Raw genomic sequence first — 22,087 nt, 5'->3', positions numbered from 1 at the left:
CCACGGAATGCTGACCATGCTGCACTTGCTGCTGACCACCCTGCTCCCCATCATCCTGCTGATTGCCCTGGGTACCTTCCTGCGCCTTCGCGGTTTTCTTGCCGAGAGCTTCTGGCCTGGCGCCGAGCGCCTGAGCTACTACGTCCTGCTGCCGTCGCTGTTCCTCCATGGCCTGGCCACTGCCAACCTCGATGGCATACCGGTGCTGGGCATGGCCGGCGCACTGATGCTCTCGACCCTGGCCGGTGCCGTATTGCTGATGCTGTATCAGGGCGCGGCGAACCATGAGGGTGCCGACTTCACCTCGGTGTTTCAGGGCGGTATCCGCTTCAACAACTACATCGGTGCCACCCTGGCTGCGGGCATCTACGGCAGCGCCGGGATTGCCCTGGCGGCGGTGGCCAACGCTGCCATCGTGCCCTTGGTCAACCTGCTCTGCGTGCTGGTGTTTGCCCGCTTCAGCGCCCGTCACAGTTCGCCCGCCACAGTGCTTCGGGCGATCTTCGCCAACCCGTTGATCGTCGGCTGCGCAGGGGGGCTGGTGCTACGGGCCACGGGGCTGGGCTTGCCGGCCGGTATCGACGCCACGGTCAAGGCCTTGGGCCAGGCCGCACTGCCTTTGGGCCTGCTGTGTGTCGGCGCTGCCCTGGGCGGCGCCAGCCTCGGCCAGCAGGTACGGCCGCTGATGGCAGCATCGACGTTCAAGTTCCTGGTCATGCCACTGACCACCTGGGGCGTTTGCCGGCTGCTCGGCCTGAGTGGCCAGGCAGCGGTGGTGGCGGTGTTGTTCCAGGCGCTGCCAACCGCTTCGTCATCTTATGTCATGGCCCGGCAAATGGGCGGCAATGCGCCACTGATGGCCACCCTCATCGCCCTGCAGACCGTGGCTGCGGCCGCCACCCTGCCTTTGGTATTAATGCTTACGCTTGGCTAGACTGAAATTCTGCCCACTGCCTGGTAATGTGCCCATGCGCCTTCACTTGATGCTGATCGGCTTGACCTCGGCCCTGCTCGCAGACCCCCTGTATGCCGCTGATCCAGCCAAAGCCGCCGTTGCCGAGGACAAGGCCGCAGTGCTTGAAGAAAAGGTCGTCGAAGATGCGCCGCCCCCCAGGAAGGCAGAGAAACTGACCCCAGGCGAAACGCAGGCAGTGGACCCGGCTGGCCAGGCGCCGCTGGATGACAGCATCACCTGCCTGGCACGTACCATCTACTGGGAAGCCAAAGGCGCCGACGCCAAAGACATGACCGCAGTGGCCAGTGTGGTGCTCAACCGCCTGGGCCACGATGGCTTTCCCGACACCATCTGCGCGGTAGTCAAACAGGGTGTGGAGACCAAGGCGTGTCAGTTCTCATGGTGGTGTGACGGGCGCCCGGACCAGGTCGAGGAACCGCAACGCTACGACGTTGCCAAAGAGATCGCACGCAAGGCGCTGAACCAGCAGTTGAAAGACCCCACCGGCGGTGCGTTGTACTTTCACGACCGCACGGTGCGCCCCGACTGGGCGAAGGCTTATCGCAAGACCGCGCAGACCACCCACTTCCTGTTCTACAAGCCGAACCAGGCGTTGGCCCATTGACGCGTAAACGGCTGACAACGCCGGCCCGATGCGAATGACTGGCACCTGACCGCACTTTTCCACGGGCCTGGGGTCTACTCCCTCTTTTGCCGCCAGTAACGATTGCCGGTGTTTTCATTGCCTTGCACGACCTCGGGCCAAAAGCTCCGGGCTTGTGTAGGATGAGCAGCGCACACCACGACGCTGCCAGTCATAGGGAGATCCACATGCGCGTCCTGACATCCGTTGTCGCCTTGTCACTGGGCCTGGTCGTTTCGACCGGGGCGCTGGCAGCCACCGGCGAAGAGGCGCAGTTGATCGATTCGATCAATGTCTACCGCAGCAAGGCCCAGCCCTGCGGTGGCGAGGCGTCGTTGGAACTGCCGCCGCTCAACAGCGACACACGCCTAGCGCTGTCGCCAGAGGGCACCCGCGACCTGCAACAGGCCATGACCCGCGCCGCCTACCCCATGGTCAGCGTCCAGGCCATCAGCCTGTCGGGGCCACGCGACGCACGCGCCGCCATGCATGCCATCGAGGAAAGCTTCTGCCAGGTGGTGCTCGACCCACAATTCGTCGATATCGGCGTCAGCCAGGAGGGCCGCGACTGGCGCATCGTGCTGGCACGGCCGCTGCTCAGCGGCCGCCTGGGCGACTGGCAGGCCGAGGGACAGAAGGTGCTGCAGGAGGTCAACGCCGCGCGCAAGGTGCCACGGCAATGCGGCGGCCAGCCGTTTGCCGCCGCCCCGCCACTGAGCTGGAGCACAGTGCTGGCCGGGGTCGCCGCCAACCACACTCGGGCCATGGCCAACCAGAACTTCTTCGATCACATCGACAAAGATGGCCGCACACCCGGTGACCGGGCGGAACTGGCCGGGTATCTGTATCAGCAGATCGGCGAAAATATCACCGCCGGGCGTGACACCGCGCAAAAGGTCGTCAACGGCTGGCTGGACAGCCCGGGGCACTGCGCCACGCTGATGAATCCGGACTTCCGTGAACTGGGCGCTGCCTATGCGATGGACCCCAAGAGCGATGCAGGGATCTACTGGACAGGGTTGTTCGGGACGCCGCAGTAGATCACGTGAACGGGTAATGACCTGCACGCAACTGCAGGGCCGTACACCCAAACCGACGCCGCACGCACTTGCCAAGGTAGCTGGCATCACCCAGGCCCACCTCATCGGCAATCTGCGCCAGGCTGTGGCTGGAGTTGAGCAAACGCCAGCGCGCCTGCTGCAAGCGCATCTCCAGCCACCAGGCCTTGGTGCTCATGCCGTGGCTGGCCTGGAACTGCCGGTCCAGTTGACGCCGGCTGATGCCCAGTTCTGCGGCCAGTTGCTCCACGGCCAACGGCGTGCCCAGGTGATGACGCATCAGTGCTTGCGCCCGTTGCACCTGGCGCCCCTGACCAGTACCCAGCTCCAGCGAGCGCAAGGCGTGACGGCTGTCGCGGGTCTCGTCCACCAGCATGTCAGCCAGCCCTTTGAGCGCACGGGTTCGCCCGCAAGCGCGTGACAGTAGTGCAACGGCCAGGTCTATGGCGGCAGTGCCACCGGCGCACGTGATGCGGTTGCCATCGATGCAGTACAACTGCTCGCGCAGCAGCTGCAACTGCGGAAAAGCAGCACGAAACTCGGCTTCGTGACGCCAGTGCACCACCACCTTGTGCCCCTGCAGCAGGCCGCAGGCAGCCAGCAGGAAGGCGCCATTGTCGACCCCCACCAGCTTGACTCCCGCCTTGGCGGCCTGCCTGAGCAACGCCTGGTAACGTGGCGCCAGCGCCGCGGTGGCCATGGCACTGCGACCGCCGAACACCACCAGGTAGTCGAAAAGGGCGAGGTCGAGCTGATCGGCAATGGCCTCGACCTGCAGCACCGCGCCACTGCTTGACGGTACCGGCTCAAGGCTGAGCCCCGCCACTGTCCAGCTGCAATAGCGTTGCTGGCTGTAGTCCTCGTCGTCGGCGCTGAAGCGCAATTTGTCGAGAAAGGCGCCAAACGGCAGCAAGGCAAAATCCGGTAACGGCATGATCAGCAAGCGAATGTCGGGCGGCATGAAACCATGTCCAGAAAAGACTCTTGTATGACCAGATAATACTCTTCCAGCTTGAGCGTTGCGCCATAGACTGTCGCCCTCTCTCGAACACGGCAATTTTCAACATGGCACTGGACACCTGGCTCATCTACCTGCTGGCCAGCATCGGCCTGTCGCTGACCCCGGGGCCCAACAGCCTGTTGGCGTTGACCCATGGCGCGCTCTATGGCGCACGGCGAACGCTGTTCACCATCGTGGGCGGGGTATTGGGTTTCAGCGCCCTCATCGCCTTGACCATGTTCGGCCTCAGCGCACTGCTACAGACCTCGGCGGCAGTGCTGAGCGTCCTGAAGTGGGTGGGTGGGGCTTATTTGATCTGGCTGGGCATTCAACTGTGGCGCAGTCCAGGCCTGCAGCTGGAACTGACCGCGCACAGCGCGCGGCTGGGCAATGCCGGGCTGTTTCGCCAAGGCCTGCTTTCGGCCATGGCGAACCCCAAGGTGCTGCTGTTCTATGGTGCCTTCCTGCCGCAGTTCATCGACCCACAGCGAGGGCTGGTGCTGCAATTTGCGGTGATGGCCGCGACCTTTGCCAGCGTCGAGTGCCTGGTCGAATACCTGCTGGCGCGCCTGGCGTTTCGCATTCGACCATGGCTGGCCAAGGGTGGCAAAGGTTTCAATCGCTGCTGCGGGAGCCTGTTTGCCTTGATTGGCCTGGCGCTGCCGCTTGGCCGATAGCGGGCCCGCGAACACGGGTGAAACCCGTGCCACCACCGCGTAACGGTTCAACCCCGGCGTGCTTTGAGTAGAAACACAACCAGCGCCACACCCGGCAACCCCGCCCCCACCAGTGCCACGCCATGCCAGCCAAACTGGCTGAACAACGCACTGGCCACCGCCGACCCCAGCGCCCCGCCGAGGAAGATGCTGGTCATGTACACCGCATTCAGCCGCCCGCGGCTGGCAGGGTCCAGTGCGTACACTTCACGCTGGCCGATGACCATGTTCATCTGCACCGCAAAGTCCAGCAACACGCCGGTAAGGCCCAGGCCAATCACGCTGTATCCCGGCACTGTCAGCCCCAGCAACAAGGCCGCCGGCGCCAGCAGCAGCGCCAGCAGCGAGCCGGCCCGGGCATGCCCGGCATCGGCCAGCCGGCCGGCCATGGGCGCAGCAACGGCACCCACCGCGCCGACAAGGGCGAACACAGCGATCTGGCTTTGTGACAGGCCATGCTCCCCGGCAAGCGCCATCGGCACCGCCGTCCAGTAAAGGCTGAACGCTGCAAACATCAATGCCTGGAACAACGAACGCTGGCGCAACAGCGGATAACGACGCAGCAGTGTGAGCAGCGACAGCATCAGCCCGGCATAGCTGGCTTTGTGCTCGGGCCGCCGCTGCGGCAAGGTCAATGACAGCAACAGGATGATCGCCAGCATTACCCCGGCGGCGCCAATGAACACCGCACGCCAGCCAAAGTGGTCGGCCACCACGCTCGACAGCGGTCGCGCCAGCAGGATGCCCAGCAGCAAGCCGCCCATGATGTTACCGACCACACGACCACGCTGCTGCTCCGGCGCCAGATGCGCCGCCAGCGGGATGAGCATCTGCACCGACACCGAACTGAAGCCGATCAGCAGTGCGTAACCCAGGAACAGTTGCCCCTGGCCACTGCTGCTGGTGCCCGCCAGCAGCAGGCTGACGCAGGCCAGGACCGCGGTGGCCACCATCAGGCGGCGGTTTTCCAGCAGGTCGGCCAGCGGTACCAGCAATAACAGGCCCAGGGCATAGCCCAACTGCGTGAGCGAAACGATCAGGCTGGCATGCTCGGTGGACAGCCCCAGGTCGGGGGCGATCAGCCCGACGATGGGCTGGGCGTAGTAGATGTTGGCAACGATCGCGCCGCAGCAGAACGCCAGCAGCACTACCAGAGCCCGGCTCAGGCTGGCGGCTGCCGGTTGCGCTGTCGCAAGGGAGGGGTTCATGCGAAGTTCCTCGACAAGGGTTGGGTATATGCCGGCCACCTTACCCATGGACGTCAGCGCCGAGAATCCCGCGGTGGCGCAATGCGGCTTTGCGCACTGCGCAACACTAGTGACCGTGTATGAGCAAATTTTCGCAAAAGTCGATGAATGCGTTTACCCGCCGTGAGCCCCGGTGGTTGGGCATATACAGGGCGTTGATGCTGCTATTGGCTGCGCCAGGACTGGCCTGCCAGTCGGGGAATACCCGTTGCAGGCGCCCTGCCAACACATCCTCGCGTACCAGCCAATCGGCCAGCAGTGCGATACCACTGCCTGCCAGTGCCGTTTCACGCAACATGTCGGCATTGGCGCTGCGCAAGGGCCCGCTTACGTCCAGTTCCAGGCTGTCCTGGCCACAGGTCAGGCGCCAGGGGCGCGCTTTCTGCCCATAGCGAAAGCGCAGGCAGGCATGGTCAAGCAACTCCCGGGGATGCTGCAGTGGCTCACGCCCGGCCAGGTAAGCCGGGCTGGCCACCAGCCAACGCTGAAAACGGCCGAGCCGGCGGCACACCAATTCGTCATTGGGCGAAGGGTCACCCAGGCGAATCGACAGGTCATAGCGCCCGTCAAGCAAGTCGTCCAGGCGGTCGCTGAGGTCGATGTCCAGTTCCAGCGCCGGGTGCTGCGCCAGGAATGGCCCCAGGTGCGGGGCGATGACCCGCCGGCCGAACTCCACTGGCAGGCTCAGGCGCAGTACACCGACAGGCTCCTCGCCGCGATCGGCGATGCTGGCATCCGCCTCGTCCAGTGCTTCAAAAATTCCCCGTGCCCGCTGGTAGTAACGGGCGCCGGCCTCGGTCAGGCTGACCTGGCGCGTCGAGCGGTTGAGCAAGGTGGCGCCCAGCGACGCTTCCAGGGCATCGACCAGACGTGTCACCGACGATGTCGCCAGCCCTAGCCTGCGCGCGGCAGCAGAAAAGCCTTGGGCATCGACAGTGGCCACGAACATTTTCATCGCCAGCAGCTTGTCCATGTTCAGCCCGTCTTCCAAAACTCGGAAAGTTCTTACAAACAGCCGGGCGGGTCAAGCCGCGCGCGCCAAGGCGATTGCGTCCATAGTGGAATCCACCCATTTCCAAGGAGGCTCACCATGACCCTGAACAACCTGCTGACCGCCCTGCCGCCCTGCGATCCCGCCAGCGCCGAACGTGTCGACGAATTGCTCAGCCGCCCGGGCATCCGCGTGGAGCGTATCGTCTCCAGCGGGCAGGCCAGCCCACCCGGCTTCTGGTACGACCAGGCCGAAGGCGAGTGGATCATGTTGCTCAGTGGGGCTGCCGCCCTGCGTTTCGAGCACGAGCGCCACACCCGCCTGCTGGCGCCGGGCGATTGTCTGGACATCCCCCCGCACGACCGCCACCGCGTGGAATGGACCGCGCCCGGCACCGCCACCATCTGGCTCGCGGTGTTCTATAGCAGCAGCACCCCATGGCCGGCCTGAAGGGGCCATGCCTGCCCGTGCAGAAGACGCAGTTGTCCCGTCGCCGTGCAAGGTTGGGCTTACGACCAAAGCATGAATACAAATCGAATAGGCGTCATAAACGCCCCGTTCAATGCGTTTTTCAGCACATTATCTATACTTTTAGCCACATCTTCGTAAGTTCAGCCCTGCGACAATCAGCCTCGCTCAATTATGTACCAACTTGTTAATTAGCAAGCTAAGGGCTTAAACTGCGCGCATTCCACCTGCTGAGATCCCTGGCATGAAAGAAACACCGCGCGCCTCTGGCGCCACAAACTTCATCCTGGTCGGCCTGGGCGTGATCATCGCCCTGCTCGGCCTCCTCCTGGCTGCTGGCGGCGTCAAGCTCGCCGGTCTGGGCGGTTCCTGGTACTTCCTGATCGGCGGCTTGGCCATGGCCATCGCCGGTGTTCTCATTGCTCGCCGCAAGAAGGCTGGCGCCTGGCTGTATGCCGTGTTCCTGGTCGGTACTGCCATCTGGGCACTGATCGATGCGGGCCTGGTGTTCTGGCCGCTGTTCTCGCGCCTGTTCATGTTCGGCGCAATCGGCATGGTCGTGGCGCTGGTTTACCCGCTGCTGGCGCGTGCCAACGGCGCCAGCGCCGGGCGCGGTGCGTACGGCGTAGCCGGGGTAATGGCCGTGGTATTGGTGATCGCGGTCGGCAACATGTTCGTTGCCCACCCAAGCGTCGCCCCCACCGGCAAAGGCCCGGGCATGACCCCGGTCGAAGCCGGCAAAGAACAGAAAGACTGGGCCCACTACGGCAACACCGAAGGTGGCAGCCGCTTCGCCGCGCTTGACCAGATCAACCGGGACAACGTCAACAAGCTGAAAGTGGCCTGGACCTACCACACTGGCGACGTGGCGGTCAGCGACGGCAACGGTGCCGAAGACCAGCTGACCCCGCTGCAGATTGGCAACAAGGTGTTCATCTGCACCCCGCACAACAACCTGATCGCACTCGATGCCGACACCGGCAAAGAACTGTGGAAGAACGAAATCAACGCCCAGTCCAAGGTCTGGCAGCGCTGCCGTGGCATGGCGTACTTCGACGCCACCGCCGCCATCGCCCAACCGACCCAGCCAAACAGCTCGCCGGTCACCGGCGGTACCGTACCGGCTGGCGCCAACTGCCAGCGTCGCCTGCTGACCAACACCATCGATGGCCGCCTGATTGCCGTCGACGCCGACACCGGCGAGTTCTGCCAGGGCTTCGGCAACAACGGCCAGGTCAACCTGATGGCCGGCCTGGGTAACGTGCCAGACTCCTACTACCAGCTGTCTTCGGCACCGCTGATGGCCGGCACTACCGTAGTGGTCGGCGGCCGTGTTGCCGACAACGTCCAGACCGATATGCCAGGCGGCGTGATCCGCGGCTTTGACGTGATCACCGGTGAAATGCGCTGGGCCTTCGACCCGGGCAACCCGGAAGACCGCCAGGCTCCGCAGGGCGACAAGACCTACGTGCGCAGCACCCCGAACAGCTGGGCACCGATGTCCTATGACCCGGCGATGAACACCGTGTTCCTGCCGATGGGCTCGTCCTCCACCGACATCTACGGTGTTGAACGCAGCAAGCTGGACCACACCTACGGCGCTTCGGTGCTGGCCCTGGATGCCGCCACCGGCAACCAGAAGTGGGTGTTCCAGACGGTGCACAACGACCTGTGGGACTTCGACCTGCCGATGCAGCCGAGCCTGATCGACTTCACCAAGGACGACGGCCAGTCGGTACCTGCGGTGGTGATCGGCACCAAGGCCGGGCAGATCTACGTGCTCGACCGTGCCACCGGCAAGCCGCTGACCCAGGTCGACGAAGTACCGGTCAAGCCAAGCAACATCCCGAACGAGCCGTACTCCCCTACCCAGCCCAAGTCGGTGGGCATGCCGCAGATCGGCGCGCAGACCCTGACCGAATCGGACATGTGGGGCGCCACCCCGTATGACCAACTGCTGTGCCGCATCGACTTCAAGAAGATGCGCTACGACGGCCTGTACACCGCGCCGGGTACCGACCTGTCGCTGAGCTTCCCGGGTTCGCTGGGTGGCATGAACTGGGGCAGCATTTCTACCGACCCGGTACATGGCTTCATCTTCGTCAACGACATGCGTCTGGGCCTGTGGATCCAGATGATCCCGTCGCAGAACAAAGGTGGCGCGGCTTCCGGTGGCGAAGCACTGAACACTGGCATGGGCGCGGTACCGCTCAAGGGCACCCCGTATGCCGTGAACAAGAACCGCTTCCTGTCGGTCGCCGGCATTCCATGCCAGGCACCGCCGTTCGGCACCCTGACCGCCATCGACATGAAGACCCGCCAGGTGGCCTGGCAGGTGCCGGTAGGCACCGTTGAAGACACCGGCCCGCTCGGCATCCGCATGCACCTGCCGATCAAGATCGGCCTGCCAACCCTTGGCGGCACCCTGTCGACCCAAGGCGGCCTGGTGTTCATCGCCGGTACCCAGGACTTCTACCTGCGTGCCTACGACAGCAGCAACGGTAACGAAATCTGGAAGGCTCGCCTGCCCGTGGGCAGCCAGGGCGGCCCGATGACCTACGTCTCGCCGAAGACCGGCAAGCAGTACGTGGTGATCACCGCTGGCGGCGCCCGCCAGTCGACTGACCGCGGCGACTATGTGATTTCTTACGCTCTGCCGTAAGACCGCGTCGCCTGCTTCGCGGGCAAGCCCGCTCCTACAAGGCCCCTGTAGGAGCGGGCTTGCCCGCGAATGCCCCTCAAAGACAATCCGAGATTCTGTAATGCCATCCGCAATTCGCATCACCCCCACCCTGCTGCTGGCCCTGGCCAGCACCACCGCACTTGCCAACGACGACCTCATGACCCGCAGCACCCTGACCGGTGACTGGGGCGGCCTGCGTCATCAACTCGAAGAAGACGGCGTCAAGATCACCGGCGACTACAGCGGTGAAACCGCCTACAACGCCCATGGCGGCCTGCACCGTTCGGCGCGCTATTCGCAGAACGTCAAGCTGGGCGTGCAGTTCGACCTGTCGAAACTGTACGGCCTGGACAACGGCGGCAAGGTCCAGCTGACCATCAACGACCGCCGCGGCAACAGCGCCTCGGAAGACCTGGTAGGCAACCGCCTGCCAATCCAGGAAAACTTCGGCGGCCTGTACACCCGCCTGACCGAGCTGAGCTACGAGCGCACGCTGTTCACCCCGGCGCTCAACGTAAAACTCGGCTACATGGCCATGGGCAACGACCTCGGCGGCCTGGACAGCGGCATCCTGTGCAACTTCATGAACGCCGGCTTCTGCGGCCACCCGCTGAACATGTCGGGCGGCAGTGGCTGGACCAATTACCCCAACGCCCACCTCGGCGTGCGGGTGAAGTACGACCTGTCACCTGCCTGGCAGTTGCGCGTGGCGGCGTTCAACGTCGACCCCGAAAGCAACGGCAACTCCAGCCGCGCTTGGCACCTGGGGCCCAAGCACACCACCGGCACCGTGGTACCGGTAGAACTGGTATACAAGCTGCAGGGTGAACTGCCAGGCGAGTACAAGCTTGGTTACTACTACGACAGCTCTGATGTGAAACGCATCGGCAGCGATGATGAAGTGTCCGGCCGGGGTGGACATTACCTGCTGGTCGACCAGGCGGTGTGGAACGACCAGGCCTCCCCAGGCCGAAGCCTGCACGCCTTCGGCCAGTACTCGGCGTCGAGCAAGGCCGCTTCGCCGTTCACCAAGTGGTATGGCGCCGGCGTGGTGCTGTACAAGCCGTTCGAAGGCCGCCCGAAGGATACCGTGGCACTGGGTTACGGCCGGGCCGTACCCAACCCGCGTAGCCGCGATGTGCTGGAAGATGCCGCGTTCAACGCGGGCCAGCAGTTCCCGGATATCGACAGCGCCGAACAGTTGATCGAACTGAGCTACGGCTACCAGGCCACGCCATGGCTGAACCTGCGCCCGGATGTGCAATACATCATCGAGCCAGGGGCGTTTTCGGGCAAAGACATCGACAATGCACTCGTGGTCGGCCTGCAGGTCAAGGCGACCTTCTGAACCGCCGGGGCCGCACTGCGGCCCCATCCGCCGGCGCAACCCTCAAGCCTGTTTGAGGTAGTCCACTAGTCTCAGCAGCATGGCATCACAGCCGCGCAACTGCTCGACACTGACAAACTCATCCGGCTTATGGCCCTGGTCCATGCTGCCAGGGCCGCACACCACGGTGGGGATGCCCGCCTGGTCGAACAAGCCACCTTCGGTACCAAACGCTACCGTGCCGAACGTATCCGAGCCGCTGAGTAGCGCCACCAAGCGCGCAGCCTCGCTGTCTTCCGGTGTCGCCAGCCCCGGATAGGCACTCAGCGGCGCCAGGCGAATGGCGCTGGCGGTATTGACCTTGCGCATACGCGGCAGCAACTCGGCTTCAGCATAGGTTTGTAACTGTTCGGCCACCGCCTGCGCCTCGAACCCAGGGAGCGCGCGCACTTCGAAATCGAACTCGCACTCGGCCGGCACGATGTTCAGCGCCCTGCCCCCTTTGATCACCCCGGTCTGCACCGTGGAGAACGGCGGATCGAAGCGCTCGTCGTGATGAGCCGGCAGTGCCAGGGCCTCGCCGATTTCACCCAACTTGCCAATCAGTTTCGCCGCATACTCGATGGCGTTCACCCCATACGGCGCGTACGCCGAATGGCACGCTGCGCCCTGTACCTGGCAACGCATTGCCAGCTTGCCCTTGTGCCCCAGCACCGGTTTGAGTTCGGTGGGTTCACCGATCAGACACAGCCGTGGTTTACACGGGCGCTGTTGGAGGGCAGCCAGCATCGAGCGCACGCCCAGGCAACCGACTTCTTCGTCATAGGAAAATGCCAGGTGTACCGGCATGCGCAGCGGCTGCGCGAGAAACGCGGGCACAGCAGCCAGCACCGAGGCGATAAAGCCTTTCATGTCGGCCGTGCCGCGGCCATACAGACGGCCGTCACGCTCACTCAGGGCAAACGGCTCGACCGTCCAGGCCTGGCCATCCACCGGCACCACATCGGTATGCCCAGACAGCACCACACCACCCACATCCCTGGGGCCGACAGTGGCGAACAGGTTGGCCTTGGTGCCCTCCGGGTTATGGAACAGCTCGCACGCCACCCCCAGCTCGGCCAGGTAATCACGGATAAAACCGATCAGCGCCAGGTTGGAGTCGCGGCTCACCGTGGCAAAGCCGATCAGCCGGGCCAGCAGCGCGCGACTGGCAAATTCACTCATCGCCCGGCACCCCATAGCTTGGCGCGGCGGTCGGGTTGAGGGCGCGGGTGACGTAATCCTGCATCTGCGGGCGATAGGCTTGCCACAAGCCATCGAGCACGCCGATCGGGTCGCTGTCGGCCCAATCGACGCGCAGGTCCACCAGCGGCCAGGTCAGCTCGCCAGCAATCTTCAGCGCCGCTGAGTGCACGGGCCCGGCTTCGCCACCCGCTGCCATCGCCGCGTGCATGGCTGCCAGCAGGCGCTCGGCCAGGTGGCCGCCGGCCTGCTCGAAGGCCAGCACCATGGCTTCGATCACCTGGGTCGAGGACAGCAGGTTGCCGGCCGCCGCGCATTGTTCGCCGGCCATTGCATGGTGTGTTCCCAAGGCTTCCCGCCCGGTGAACAGGGCCACCTGGCCGTGGCTGTCGATCACCGTGACCTGGCGGTACTCACTCCAGCCATTGGCACTGAGCACCCTGTCCAGCGCAGCGGCGGGCGGCAACTGGCCATGCTCCAGGGCATCGAGAATCTGCGGGCCCAGCGCCGGCAGGGTGATGTTCTGGGTCGAGACTGCGCCCACACCGGCACGCACCCAGGGGCAACGAGCCCCCACGGCGATGCTCGACGAGCTGATGGCGATACCGACCTGGCCGGTTTCCTGGCAACGACCGATGATGGAGAACGTCATGTCATGGTTCCTGTTGTGCTGTGCGATACACGGCATTCTGAGTGGAACCTTCGGGCGGGCGAAACGACCTTTTTCCGAGGGGGTAGGCAGGAAAAAACTAGGCTCACGGGCCCGCTCTCTGCACCCGCTCGAAAAACCACGTCACCCACCCGGCCAACCTGCCCCACAGGCCAGAGAAATCAAGGCCTTCGCCGTTTTATCGGCAAGCACCAGCTAAATACTATTTTCGCCATTTCCACGGCATCCCTAGTCTGGCTCCAGGCAACGGCGGTCCTCCAAACCGACCTGACAAAAACCGCCTGAACAAGGGCTCGGACATGACACTGAACAACCTCGAAATCGACACCCTCGTCGTCGGCGCCGGCCAGGCCGGCGTGGCCATGAGCGAACACCTGAGCAAGCTTGGCGTGCCGCACCTGGTACTGGAGCGCAACCGCATCGCGCAGGCCTGGCGTACTGGCCGCTGGGACTCACTGGTCGCCAACGGCCCGGCCTGGCACGACCGCTTCCCGGGGCTGGAATTCAACCTCGACGCCGATGCGTTCGCCGGCAAGGACCAGGTGGCCGACTACTTCGAGCAGTACGTACGCAAGTACAACCTGCCCGTGCGCACCGGCATTGAAGTGAAGCGCGTGGTGCGTAACAGCGACCGCCCAGGCTTCACCATCGACACCAATGAGGGCGTGATTCGCGCCAACCGCGTAGTCGCTGCCACCGGCCCGTTCCAGAAGCCGGTGATCCCAGCCATCGCGCCGAAAGACAGCAACCTGCACCAGATTCATTCCGCCGCTTATTTCAACCCAGAGCAGTTGCCTGAAGGCGCGGTACTGGTGGTCGGTGCCGGTTCTTCCGGTGTGCAGATTGCCGAGGAATTGATGCGCGCCGGGCGCCAGGTGTACCTGTCGGTCGGCGCCCACGACCGCCCGCCGCGTGCCTACCGCAACCGTGACTTCTGCTGGTGGCTGGGCGTGCTGGGCGAGTGGGACGCGGAAATTGCCAAACCCGGTCGCGAGCATGTGACCATCGCGGTCAGCGGCGCCCGTGGTGGCCACACCGTGGACTTCCGCGCCCTCGCCCACCAGGGCATGACCCTGGTCGGCCTGACCCAGTCGTTCGAGAACGGCGTCGCGCGCTTCCAGGACAACCTGGTCGAGAACATCAACCGCGGCGACGACAACTACCTGGCCCTGCTGGATGCGGCCGATGCCTACATCGAACGCAACGGCCTGGACCTGCCGGAAGAGCCCGAAGCCCGCCAGCGCCTGGCCGACCCGGAGTGCATGCGCAACCCGCTGCAGCAGCTGGACCTGGCCAATGCCGGCGTCCGCAGCATCATCTGGGCCACCGGTTACGGCGTGGACTTCAGCTGGCTGCAGGTAGACACCTTCGATGCCAACGGCAAGCCCCAGCACCAGCGTGGTGTGGCCCGTGAACCGGGCGTGTACTTCCTCGGCCTGCCGTGGTTGTCGCGCCGTGGTTCATCGTTCATCTGGGGGGTGTGGCACGACGCCAAGCACGTCGCCGGCCACATCGCCACGCAACGTACCTACACCGCCTACCGCGACCGCGAGCAACGCGCAGCGGATGAGCAGCAAACCGCCAAGATCAGCAATGTCAGCACCCTCGGAGCCCACTGATGCCTACCCATACTCGCATCCGCATGTTCAACACCAAGGAAACCTACCCCAACCAGACCCTGGACAACGACTTGTGCCAGGCCGTGCGGGCAGGCAATACCATCTACGTGCGTGGCCAGGTCGGTACCGACTTCGAAGGCAAGCTGGTAGGCCTGGGTGACCCGCGCGCACAAACCGAACAGGCGATGAAGAACGTCAAGCAACTGCTTGAAGAAGCCGGCTCGGACCTGTCGCACATCGTCAAGACCACCACCTACATCACCGACCCGCGCTTCCGCGAGCCGGTGTACAAAGAGGTGGGCAAGTGGCTCAAGGGCGTGTTCCCGATTTCCACCGGGTTGGTGGTGGCCGGGTTGGCCCAGGCCGAGTGGCTGATGGAGATCGACGTGATCGCCGTGGTACCCGATCAGGAATAACCACAGGCCTGAATGACGGCGGGTGACTGCCACCTGCCCGTCCAGCCACGCCTGGGTTGCCCGTGCCGCTGCTTGCAAGCGTTGAGGTGCGGGCACGCCAACGGACGACGGCACTTGCACACCGAGACGTCGCCCGCAGTTCGCGCGTGGCTGGCTACCCGGCGCAGCTCCAACGCCATCGGACGTACCACACCCAGTCCATTCAGTAGGTCGCCCTCCCGCCGCTGAGGTCAAACACAAAGCCAGTGGTAAAGCTGCACTCAGGCCCGGCGATCCAGCTGACCATGTTGGCAATCTCCTCGGCCTTGAGGAAGCGCCCCATGGGGATCTTGGCCTTGCTCGCGGCAATATGCTCGGCCGTCATCTCGGCCATCAGCGGCGTCTCGACCATCGCCGGTGCCACGCAGTTGAGCAGCACGCCATCCTGCGCCAGCTCCTTGGCTGCCGCCTTGGTGAAAGCGATGACCCCGGCCTTGGCTGCCGAATAGCCCGAGATGTACTGCACACCCTCCTTGCCGGCCATGGAGGCGATATTGACGATGCGCCCGTAGCCGCGCTCACGCATGTGCGCGATGGCGGTGCGGCAGCAATAGAACACACCGTTCAGGTCGATGGCGATGACCTTGTCCCAGGCGTCTGGCGGGTACTCCCAAGACGCCACCACCGGGCCGTTGATGCCGGCATTGTTGACCAAGATCTGCACCTGCCCCAAACGCGCCAGCGTCTGGGCAAAAGCCGCCTCCACCGAGGCCAGCGACGACACATCCACTGCCTGGCGCAGCACCGGCTCGAAGCCGTTTTCCGTACTGTTCCAGCCATCGACGGCAAGGTCCCAGATCACCACCTGGGCGCCGGCGACATGCAAGCGGCGGGCAATCGCCAGGCCGATGCCACGCATGCCACCGGTGACGATAGCGGTTTGGCCTTGCAGGTACTGGCTCATTGTTCAGCTCCATTTTCGACAGAAGGAATATCCGGCAAGCGACGCAGGTCACATGCCTTTTGGGGCGCTAGCCGAGACGATCCTCCAGGCCATGGAGGATGCCGCCCGGGACGGGTGTTCTGTTCAGTGTTCATCACGATTGCGCGCTTGTTGTTTGAAGGGCACACAACGGAGGGGCTAGGCAAACCCGAACAATCGCCGAGGGGTGTCCCACATCACTGTGCGGCGCAGCCGGGCATCCGGCATCAGGCGCTCGGCCAACTTCAGCAGCGGGCCGTAGTCCACCCGCGCGGGCTGGCGAATGAACGGCCAGTCCGAACCCCACACACAGGCTTGGGCGCCAAAGGCTTCGAGCAGGCCCTGCACGTATGCACTGCTCTGTTCGAACAAGGCATCCGCTGCGGCAAACTTCTGCATGCCTGACAGCTTCACGCAGGCGCGGCCGCTGTCGGCCAGCCGCAGCAACGCCTGGAAGCCGGCTTGCTGGACACCGGCAGCGACATCCGGGCGGCCGCAATGGTCAATCAACAGAAGAGCCTGCGAGCCTTGCAGCAGGCCGTGCAGGTCCAGCAACTGGTCATCACACACCTGCAGCTGGGCGAACATGCCAAGCTCGGCGAGCTTGCCGAACAGCCCGTCAACGCCCTTTAGGCTGGCTACCCCGTACAGCGCGGGGTTGAAGGCGATACCCACCACGCCTTGCGCCTGCAACGCCGCCAGCGCATCGAGGTTGATGTCCGCCTTGACCACCGCCACCCCCTTGAACCGCCCCTGCCCGCTGGCCAAGGCATGCAGCAGGCAGCGGTTGTCGGTGTGGTAGCCGCTATTGGGGCCCACCAGCAAGGCATGTTGCACGCCGTAAGCGTCCATCACTCGGGTGAACTGCGCCTGGGTGGCGACCTCTTGGCCGGAGGGCGCATAGGGTGCATCGGGGTGATAGGGGAAACGGGCGGGGTCAAACAAATGGTTATGGCAATCGATCTTCGCTTCGTCAAATATGTTCACGCAGCACTCCCGTCAAGCGCCACTGCGCTTGTCTGCAGATCTTGTTATTGTGCGCCGCAAGGGCAGTTAGGCTGGGGTTAACGATACTGTGTGGCCGGCTTTGACGCTCATACCCAGATGGCGAAAACCATAACCGAAGGTAATACACATGCTGCTTGGCAACGAAGGCGCAGACGCAAGCCCCATGGTGTTCAAGCTGCGGCACATGGAAGTGTTCAGGGCGGTGATGCTGACGGGCTCGATCAGCGCGGCGGCCAAATTGCTGTATGTGTCGCAGCCGGCGGTGAGCAAGCTGATCCAGTACATCGAAGCGCGCCTGGCCTACCCGCTGTTCGAGCGCGTCAACAACCGCCTGGTGCCGACGGCCGAAGCGCAGGTGCTGTTTCGCGAGGTCGAGCGGGTGTACCAGGCAGCGTTGCAGGTCAACGAATGTGCCCTGGCGCTGGGCGCTGGCGGCCAGCGCAAGTTGCGTATCTCGTGCAGTGCATCGTTGTCCACGGTGGTGATCCCGATGGCCCTGGCCCAGCTCAAGCGTGAATCACCGTCACTGAATATCGAGTGGCAAACCTCGTTGATGGGCGAAATGCCCAACCAGATCTTGTCGAAGAAGGTCGACCTGTCGATCGCCGCCCTGCCGGTGGTGCACGACCACCTGCATTCGCAAGCGTTCATGCGTGGACGCATGGTAGTGGTGATGCCGCCGGGTCACCCTTTGGCCGGTCAGCCCGCGCTGACCCTGCAGCAGCTGGAGGGCCATGCGTTGCTGCTGTTCCGGCCCGACATGCCGTTTGGCGAGCTGTTGGCCGAACACATCGGGCGCCGCGGGCTACAGCTGAAATCTCTGTTGTCGTTCACCAATGCCAACGAGGCTGTGGCGTTGGTCAAGCAAGGCATGGGCATCAGCGTGATCGACGAGTTCGTTGCACAGGACAGCGGGCTGGCGGTGGTGCCGTTGGCCGATGAGATTCACTTCGATATCAGCTTCGTCTATTCGCGCTTCGAGCCGCCCTCGCATGCAGCGCTGCAGTTGATGCGGGTGTTGCAGGGGCAGGCGCAGAAGCTGGGCCGGGCGCTTGCGCCGGGCTGATCAGCTACGCAACTGCCCCACCGAGTCGCCTGATTCCCGGTCGCACCCGCTCCCGCTGGGTAGGTACACATGGGTTCGGTTTAAAAGCCGACCGTGGCCGAGAGCAGATAGGTCCGCGGGGTGGACAGGGTCAACCCCGGCTCACTGTCATCCGACGCCCCTGCCGAGCTCCAGTAGCGATCATCGAGCACATTCTCGACACTGGCCCGCAAGGTAACCTCGGTGGCGTCCACCTTGAAGGCGTAACGTGCGCCCAGGTCATAACGCTCCCAGCCGTCGATGCGCTTGCTGTTATTCTGGTCCAGGTACTGCGAGCTGGAGTGAGTGCCGCGCGCTGTGAAGGTCAGGCCGTTCACCCCCGGCACGTCCCATTCAGCCCCCAGATTGACGTTGTATTCGGGCGTGGCCGGCGCACGGTTGCCATCGTAGGCACCGCCGACGGTGTCGGTCAGCTCGCTGTCGATATACATCACCCCACCCAACACCCGCACGCCCTGCACCGGCTCACCGAACACACTCAGCTCGATGCCGCGGTTGTCACGCTTGCCATTGGGGCCGAACACCCGCGAGGCAGGGTTGGTCTCGTAGGCCGGCTGGCGAATGCGGAAGGCGCTGGCAGTAAAGGCCACCTGGCCGAGGTCGTACTTGGCCCCCACCTCGATCTGGCGGCTGGTGAACGGCGGGAAGATCTGGTCTTCGTTGATCGAGGTCGAGGGGGCGATCTTGCCTTGGCTCAGGCCCTCCATGTAGTTGGCGTACAACGAGAGCTGGTCGGTGACCTTGAGCAATACGCCCCCAGAAGGCGAGACCTTTTCTTCGTCATAGCCCGTATCACCTTTGACGCCGTCGCTCCAGTCATCCACCTGCACCCGTTGCCAGCGCGCACCCAGGGTCAACAGCAGGCGGTCGTCAAAAAAGCCAAGGGTATCGGCCAGGGCCACGCCGGAGAAGCGGTTTTCCGTGTAGACCTCGGGGTCGAGGCGGGTTGGCGTACCGGGTGTCGGTGCGGCCACCGGGTCGTAGAGGTTGCTCGGCGCCGAGGCATAGCGCGCCCCGCCGTTGGTGAAGTCCATGTAGTAATAGGTGGCGGCCAGGTTCAGCGCGTGGCTCACCGGCCCGGTATGGAACCAGTGACGTAAACCAGCCATGGCGGTGCGCACCGACTCGTCCCGGGTAAAGTCACGCGGCTGCACGGTGAAGTCGCCGGCATCGTTGGTGATCGACACATTATGGCGCAGGAAGTCATGGTTGCTCTTGCGCGCGCCAACCGCACCATAGGCCAGCAGCGATTCGCTGATATCGTACTCGGCGTTCAGCGCACCGAAGGTGTCGTTGGTACGCGCCTTGCTCCAGGCCTGGGCGTAGTTGTGGCGTACGTCATTGGCATTGGGCACCTTGGCATTGGCACCGACCAGCACACGCTCCTGCGGGGCGTCAGTGTCGCGTTCGGTGTGGCCAAGGTCTGCCGAGAGACGCAGGCGCTCGCCTCGAAAATCCAGGCCCAGCACCGCCATTTCGCGGTCGACGCGCTGGTGGTCCCATTCGGTATCACCGGCCTGCTTCACGCCATTGAAGCGCACGCCGAACTGCTGGCCTTCACCAAAGCGACGGCCGATGTCCACTGCGCCGCCAGCCTGGCCGGCCGAGGCGTAGCTGCCGGTGAATTCGGTGATCGGCTTGTCAGCGGCTCGCTTGGGCTGCACATTGATACCGCCGCCCACGCTGCCACGCGGCGATATGCCGTTGATCAACTGGCTGGGGCCTTTGATGATGTCGACCCGGTCGGCCATTTCCATGTCGATCGAATAGGTCGGCAAGATGCCATAGAGACCGTTGTAGGCCACATCACTGTTGAACAGGCTGAAGCCGCGAATGGTGAACTGCTCGAAACGCCCGCCCGCCGGGTTGGTAGCACGCACTGAAGGGTCACTGGCAATCAGCTCGCCCAAGGTGCGCGCCTGTTGGTTCTTGACCAGGTCGCTGGTGTAGCTGGTGATGCTGAACGGGGTTTCCATGAAGTCGCGCGAACCGAGCAAGCCTTGTGCCCCTTGGCGTGCCACTTGGCCACCGGCATACGGCTGCGCTTCGTTGCCTGCGGCCAGGCCCCCGACGATGCGGGTGGGGGCGATTTCCAGCGCGCCACTGGCCTGGGGGGCTGGCATCAGGGTGAAGGCCCCCTCACCCACTGGTAGCGCCTGCAGGCCGCTACTGCGCAGCAACTGGTTGAAGCCTTCATCGACACTGTAACGACCGGACAAGCCGTTACTTTGCCGGCCCTCTACCAATGCCGGGTCCAGCGAAAGGCTGACACCGGCCTGGTCGGCGAAATGGGTCAAGGCGGCACCCAAGCTGGCTGGCGCCACCTGGAACGTACGCCGGGCCGGCTCATCGGCCCAGGCGGGTGCACACAACAGCAGGCTCATCGCGAACAATGGATGTGCTGCGCGCGCCAGTGGGCGCAGGCGGCAAGTTTTTACTGCAGGCATTGAACAAGGCTCCCCTTTTATTTTCTCCTACCGGTAATGACCGGCGAGTGAAAAAAAGGGGACAGCCTCATGCTCGATGTTCTCGTGCGGTCAGGCTCACCCAATAACGCGTGCGGGTCTGCACTTGCAACGGCAGGCTGGCGGCGAGCAGGGCCAACACCCGGTCGGTGTCGTCAAGGCGGAACGTGCCGGTAACACGCAAGCGCTCCAGTTCTGGTGCCCAGCGCAGTACGCCGGGGCGATACCTGCGCAGTTCGTGCAGCAACTCGCCCAGCGGGCGGTCGTCCAGCCGAAGCGCACCTTCGCGCCAGCCCAGTTGCCATGCGTCGAACGCTTTGACAGGGCCAACGCCGGCCGCCTGCAAACTGGCCTGTTGGCCGGCCTGTAGCATCACGGCTGGACCCCGCAACGGCTGCAGGCTGACCGCCCCCTTGATCGCCGACACCCGGCAGGCCTCATCAAGCAGGCGCAGGCACGCCTCGCCCTCACTGAGCACCACCCGGCCGTAAGGCACCTGCAAGGTGAGGCTCAGGTTAGCGGGCACGCTGACGGCCACTTCACCGCGCAGCAGTGCCACGCGGCCTGCACCCAGCTCGATATCGACCGCACTGTCGGTGTTCAACTGCAACAAGGTGCCGTCGCTCAGCAGTGCCTGCCTGCGCTCTCCTACCGCGGTGCGCATGTCGGCGGTCCAGGCATCCAGCGGCAGCTCACGGCTCACCAGCCAGGCCACCGGCAACAACGCCGTCACACCCAGGGCTTGTTTGAGCAATGCCCGACGACCGGCATCCGGACGATCCAGGGCGGCCATCGCCAATGCGCCGGGCAACCCGGCAAACCGCGCTCGCAGCAGCGATGCCTTTTGCCAGGCGTCTTCGTGCAGGTGACTGCTGGCGCGCCATTGCGCCAGACGCTGCAGGTCAGATTCGCTTGCGTCGCCAGAATCCAGTAATGCTAGCCAACGGGCTGCAGCACGCAGCGCCTCGCGGGTTTCTGGGGGGTGGGGGCTCATTGCAACTCGGCCAACAGGCAATGTTCGTAAGCCTGCGCCATGTAGCGTTTCACCGAGCGCTGGCAGACGCCCAGGCGCTGGCCAATCTCGGCGTAGCCCAAGCCTTCCAGCTGGCTCCAGAGAAAGGCCTTGCGTATCGGCGGCTTGAGGCCGTCGAGCAATTCATCCAGTGCTTGCAGGGTTTCGAGCAGTACCCAGCGCTGTTCTGGCGACGGCACGTGTTGCTCGGGCAACTGCGCCAAGGCATCAAGGTAGGCCCGCTCCAGGCTACGGCGCTGGTGGAAGTTGCTGAGCAAACGCTTGCCCACGGTCAGCAGGTAGGCACGCGGTTCGCGTATGTCTGCCAGCGGCTGGGCGCTGGCCAGAATGCGCAGAAAAGTATCCTGACTGAGGTCGGCGGCATCCCAGGCATTGCCCATACGCCGGCGCAGCCAGGTTTCAAGCCAGCCGCGATGCTCCCGGTACAGGGCAGGCAGGCCAGGCTCCGGTGGCGGCGCGGCGTCGATCATGAGGAGGGTC

The 22,087-nt window shown here is 64.2% G+C and carries 20 protein-coding genes; 10 read left to right on the top strand and 10 right to left on the bottom strand.

Features of this window, described 5'->3' with window-relative positions:
* The first annotated feature begins 16 nt into the window (after positions 1-16).
* The 3 genes from AA098_RS11960 to AA098_RS11950 all read left to right on the top strand — a co-directional run bounded on the left by AA098_RS11960 (position 17) and on the right by AA098_RS11950 (position 2,638).
* Positions 17-934, top strand: a complete 918-nt coding sequence (locus AA098_RS11960; protein WP_003247787.1) for an AEC family transporter — start codon at positions 17-19, stop codon at positions 932-934.
* 34 nt (positions 935-968) lie between these two features.
* Positions 969-1,580: a cell wall hydrolase gene (locus tag AA098_RS11955; protein WP_003247785.1), complete on the top strand. Its 612-nt coding sequence runs from the start codon at positions 969-971 to the stop codon at positions 1,578-1,580.
* A gap of 206 nt (positions 1,581-1,786) precedes the next feature.
* Complete coding sequence (locus AA098_RS11950) at positions 1,787-2,638, top strand: CAP domain-containing protein (RefSeq protein WP_054889308.1); 852 nt, start codon at positions 1,787-1,789, stop codon at positions 2,636-2,638.
* 1 nt (position 2,639) lies between these two features.
* Here AA098_RS11950 and AA098_RS11945 read toward each other — a convergent pair whose 3' ends face one another.
* Positions 2,640-3,617 carry a GlxA family transcriptional regulator gene (locus AA098_RS11945; protein ID WP_060545430.1) on the bottom strand — a complete coding sequence of 326 codons (978 nt, stop codon included), beginning with the start codon at positions 3,615-3,617 and terminating at the stop codon, positions 2,640-2,642.
* A 104-nt stretch (positions 3,618-3,721) separates the two neighbouring features.
* On the opposite strand from AA098_RS11945, the gene AA098_RS11940 reads away from it, so the two are divergent.
* The gene (locus AA098_RS11940; protein ID WP_014753413.1) at positions 3,722-4,333 is read left to right on the top strand and encodes a LysE family translocator; all 612 of its coding nucleotides are present in this window, start codon (positions 3,722-3,724) and stop codon (positions 4,331-4,333) included.
* Between the two features lie 47 nt (positions 4,334-4,380).
* Here AA098_RS11940 and AA098_RS11935 read toward each other — a convergent pair whose 3' ends face one another.
* Positions 4,381-5,580 (bottom strand): MFS transporter, encoded by a 1,200-nt coding sequence (locus tag AA098_RS11935; RefSeq protein ID WP_064614249.1) that lies wholly within the window; start codon positions 5,578-5,580, stop codon positions 4,381-4,383.
* A gap of 106 nt (positions 5,581-5,686) precedes the next feature.
* The gene (locus tag AA098_RS11930; RefSeq protein ID WP_054889313.1) at positions 5,687-6,592 is read right to left on the bottom strand and encodes a LysR family transcriptional regulator; all 906 of its coding nucleotides are present in this window, start codon (positions 6,590-6,592) and stop codon (positions 5,687-5,689) included.
* Between the two features lie 117 nt (positions 6,593-6,709).
* On the opposite strand from AA098_RS11930, the gene AA098_RS11925 reads away from it, so the two are divergent.
* From AA098_RS11925 to AA098_RS11915, 3 genes are all read left to right on the top strand, one after another.
* On the top strand, positions 6,710-7,060 hold the full coding sequence (locus AA098_RS11925; RefSeq protein WP_054889304.1) for a cupin domain-containing protein: 351 nt from the start codon (positions 6,710-6,712) through the stop codon (positions 7,058-7,060).
* 262 nt (positions 7,061-7,322) lie between these two features.
* Positions 7,323-9,740 (top strand): glucose/quinate/shikimate family membrane-bound PQQ-dependent dehydrogenase, encoded by a 2,418-nt coding sequence (locus AA098_RS11920; RefSeq protein ID WP_060538458.1) that lies wholly within the window; start codon positions 7,323-7,325, stop codon positions 9,738-9,740.
* A 100-nt stretch (positions 9,741-9,840) separates the two neighbouring features.
* Positions 9,841-11,109: a carbohydrate porin gene (locus AA098_RS11915; RefSeq protein WP_004575294.1), complete on the top strand. Its 1,269-nt coding sequence runs from the start codon at positions 9,841-9,843 to the stop codon at positions 11,107-11,109.
* 42 nt (positions 11,110-11,151) lie between these two features.
* On the opposite strand, the gene argE is transcribed toward AA098_RS11915, so the two are convergent.
* Entirely contained in the window at positions 11,152-12,312 is a 1,161-nt protein-coding gene (gene argE, locus AA098_RS11910) for an acetylornithine deacetylase (protein WP_064614248.1), read from the bottom strand.
* Positions 12,305-12,982 (bottom strand): DUF1028 domain-containing protein, encoded by a 678-nt coding sequence (locus AA098_RS11905; protein WP_012052092.1) that lies wholly within the window; start codon positions 12,980-12,982, stop codon positions 12,305-12,307. The genes argE and AA098_RS11905 overlap by 8 nt, the downstream gene beginning before the upstream one ends.
* Before the next feature lie 317 nt (positions 12,983-13,299).
* Here AA098_RS11905 and AA098_RS11900 point away from each other — a divergent pair, with 317 nt between their 5' ends.
* Together AA098_RS11900 and AA098_RS11895 are read left to right on the top strand one after the other, a co-directional pair.
* On the top strand, positions 13,300-14,619 hold the full coding sequence (locus AA098_RS11900; protein ID WP_064614247.1) for an NAD(P)/FAD-dependent oxidoreductase: 1,320 nt from the start codon (positions 13,300-13,302) through the stop codon (positions 14,617-14,619).
* Complete coding sequence (locus tag AA098_RS11895) at positions 14,619-15,035, top strand: RidA family protein (protein WP_003247763.1); 417 nt, start codon at positions 14,619-14,621, stop codon at positions 15,033-15,035. The genes AA098_RS11900 and AA098_RS11895 overlap by 1 nt, the downstream gene beginning before the upstream one ends.
* 202 nt (positions 15,036-15,237) lie before the next feature.
* Here AA098_RS11895 and AA098_RS11890 read toward each other — a convergent pair whose 3' ends face one another.
* Entirely contained in the window at positions 15,238-15,978 is a 741-nt protein-coding gene (locus AA098_RS11890) for an SDR family NAD(P)-dependent oxidoreductase (protein WP_003247762.1), read from the bottom strand.
* Positions 15,979-16,155: 177 nt separating this feature from the next.
* Positions 16,156-16,983, bottom strand: a complete 828-nt coding sequence (locus AA098_RS11885) for an amidohydrolase (protein WP_064614246.1) — start codon at positions 16,981-16,983, stop codon at positions 16,156-16,158.
* 148 nt (positions 16,984-17,131) lie between these two features.
* Between AA098_RS11885 and AA098_RS11880 the strand changes: the two genes are divergently transcribed.
* On the top strand, positions 17,132-18,070 hold the full coding sequence (locus AA098_RS11880) for a LysR family transcriptional regulator (RefSeq protein ID WP_004575289.1): 939 nt from the start codon (positions 17,132-17,134) through the stop codon (positions 18,068-18,070).
* Between the two features lie 80 nt (positions 18,071-18,150).
* Here the strand turns inward: AA098_RS11880 and AA098_RS11875 are convergent, their stop codons facing one another.
* From AA098_RS11875 to AA098_RS11865, 3 genes are all read right to left on the bottom strand, one after another.
* Positions 18,151-20,556: a TonB-dependent receptor gene (locus AA098_RS11875; protein WP_064614245.1), complete on the bottom strand. Its 2,406-nt coding sequence runs from the start codon at positions 20,554-20,556 to the stop codon at positions 18,151-18,153.
* 67 nt (positions 20,557-20,623) lie between these two features.
* Entirely contained in the window at positions 20,624-21,568 is a 945-nt protein-coding gene (locus AA098_RS11870) for a FecR domain-containing protein (RefSeq protein ID WP_064614244.1), read from the bottom strand.
* A complete protein-coding gene (locus AA098_RS11865) occupies positions 21,565-22,077 on the bottom strand; it encodes a sigma-70 family RNA polymerase sigma factor (protein ID WP_003247751.1) in 513 nt (170 codons plus the stop codon). Before AA098_RS11865 ends, AA098_RS11870 begins: the two co-directional genes overlap by 4 nt.
* Positions 22,078-22,087 lie beyond the last annotated feature (10 nt).

This window comes from Pseudomonas sp. JY-Q, from assembly GCF_001655295.1.
Taxonomy (GTDB): Bacteria; Pseudomonadota; Gammaproteobacteria; order Pseudomonadales; family Pseudomonadaceae; genus Aquipseudomonas; species Aquipseudomonas alloputida.
This window is presented reverse-complemented; position numbering and strand designations above follow the sequence as displayed.

Bases quoted from the DNA above. Each gene is read 5' to 3' on its own strand.
- AA098_RS11960 (WP_003247787.1), top strand. From the start codon at position 17: ATGCTGCACTTGCTGCTGACCACCCTGCTCCCCATCATCCTGCTGATT.
- AA098_RS11955 (WP_003247785.1), top strand. From the start codon at position 969: ATGCGCCTTCACTTGATGCTGATCGGCTTGACCTCGGCCCTGCTCGCA.
- AA098_RS11950 (WP_054889308.1), top strand. From the start codon at position 1,787: ATGCGCGTCCTGACATCCGTTGTCGCCTTGTCACTGGGCCTGGTCGTT.
- AA098_RS11945 (WP_060545430.1), bottom strand. From the start codon at position 3,617: ATGCCGCCCGACATTCGCTTGCTGATCATGCCGTTACCGGATTTTGCC.
- AA098_RS11940 (WP_014753413.1), top strand. From the start codon at position 3,722: ATGGCACTGGACACCTGGCTCATCTACCTGCTGGCCAGCATCGGCCTG.
- AA098_RS11935 (WP_064614249.1), bottom strand. From the start codon at position 5,580: ATGAACCCCTCCCTTGCGACAGCGCAACCGGCAGCCGCCAGCCTGAGC.
- AA098_RS11930 (WP_054889313.1), bottom strand. From the start codon at position 6,592: ATGGACAAGCTGCTGGCGATGAAAATGTTCGTGGCCACTGTCGATGCC.
- AA098_RS11925 (WP_054889304.1), top strand. From the start codon at position 6,710: ATGACCCTGAACAACCTGCTGACCGCCCTGCCGCCCTGCGATCCCGCC.
- AA098_RS11920 (WP_060538458.1), top strand. From the start codon at position 7,323: ATGAAAGAAACACCGCGCGCCTCTGGCGCCACAAACTTCATCCTGGTC.
- AA098_RS11915 (WP_004575294.1), top strand. From the start codon at position 9,841: ATGCCATCCGCAATTCGCATCACCCCCACCCTGCTGCTGGCCCTGGCC.
- argE (WP_064614248.1), bottom strand. From the start codon at position 12,312: ATGAGTGAATTTGCCAGTCGCGCGCTGCTGGCCCGGCTGATCGGCTTT.
- AA098_RS11905 (WP_012052092.1), bottom strand. From the start codon at position 12,982: ATGACGTTCTCCATCATCGGTCGTTGCCAGGAAACCGGCCAGGTCGGT.
- AA098_RS11900 (WP_064614247.1), top strand. From the start codon at position 13,300: ATGACACTGAACAACCTCGAAATCGACACCCTCGTCGTCGGCGCCGGC.
- AA098_RS11895 (WP_003247763.1), top strand. From the start codon at position 14,619: ATGCCTACCCATACTCGCATCCGCATGTTCAACACCAAGGAAACCTAC.
- AA098_RS11890 (WP_003247762.1), bottom strand. From the start codon at position 15,978: ATGAGCCAGTACCTGCAAGGCCAAACCGCTATCGTCACCGGTGGCATG.
- AA098_RS11880 (WP_004575289.1), top strand. From the start codon at position 17,132: ATGCTGCTTGGCAACGAAGGCGCAGACGCAAGCCCCATGGTGTTCAAG.
- AA098_RS11875 (WP_064614245.1), bottom strand. From the start codon at position 20,556: ATGCCTGCAGTAAAAACTTGCCGCCTGCGCCCACTGGCGCGCGCAGCA.
- AA098_RS11870 (WP_064614244.1), bottom strand. From the start codon at position 21,568: ATGAGCCCCCACCCCCCAGAAACCCGCGAGGCGCTGCGTGCTGCAGCC.
- AA098_RS11865 (WP_003247751.1), bottom strand. From the start codon at position 22,077: ATGATCGACGCCGCGCCGCCACCGGAGCCTGGCCTGCCTGCCCTGTAC.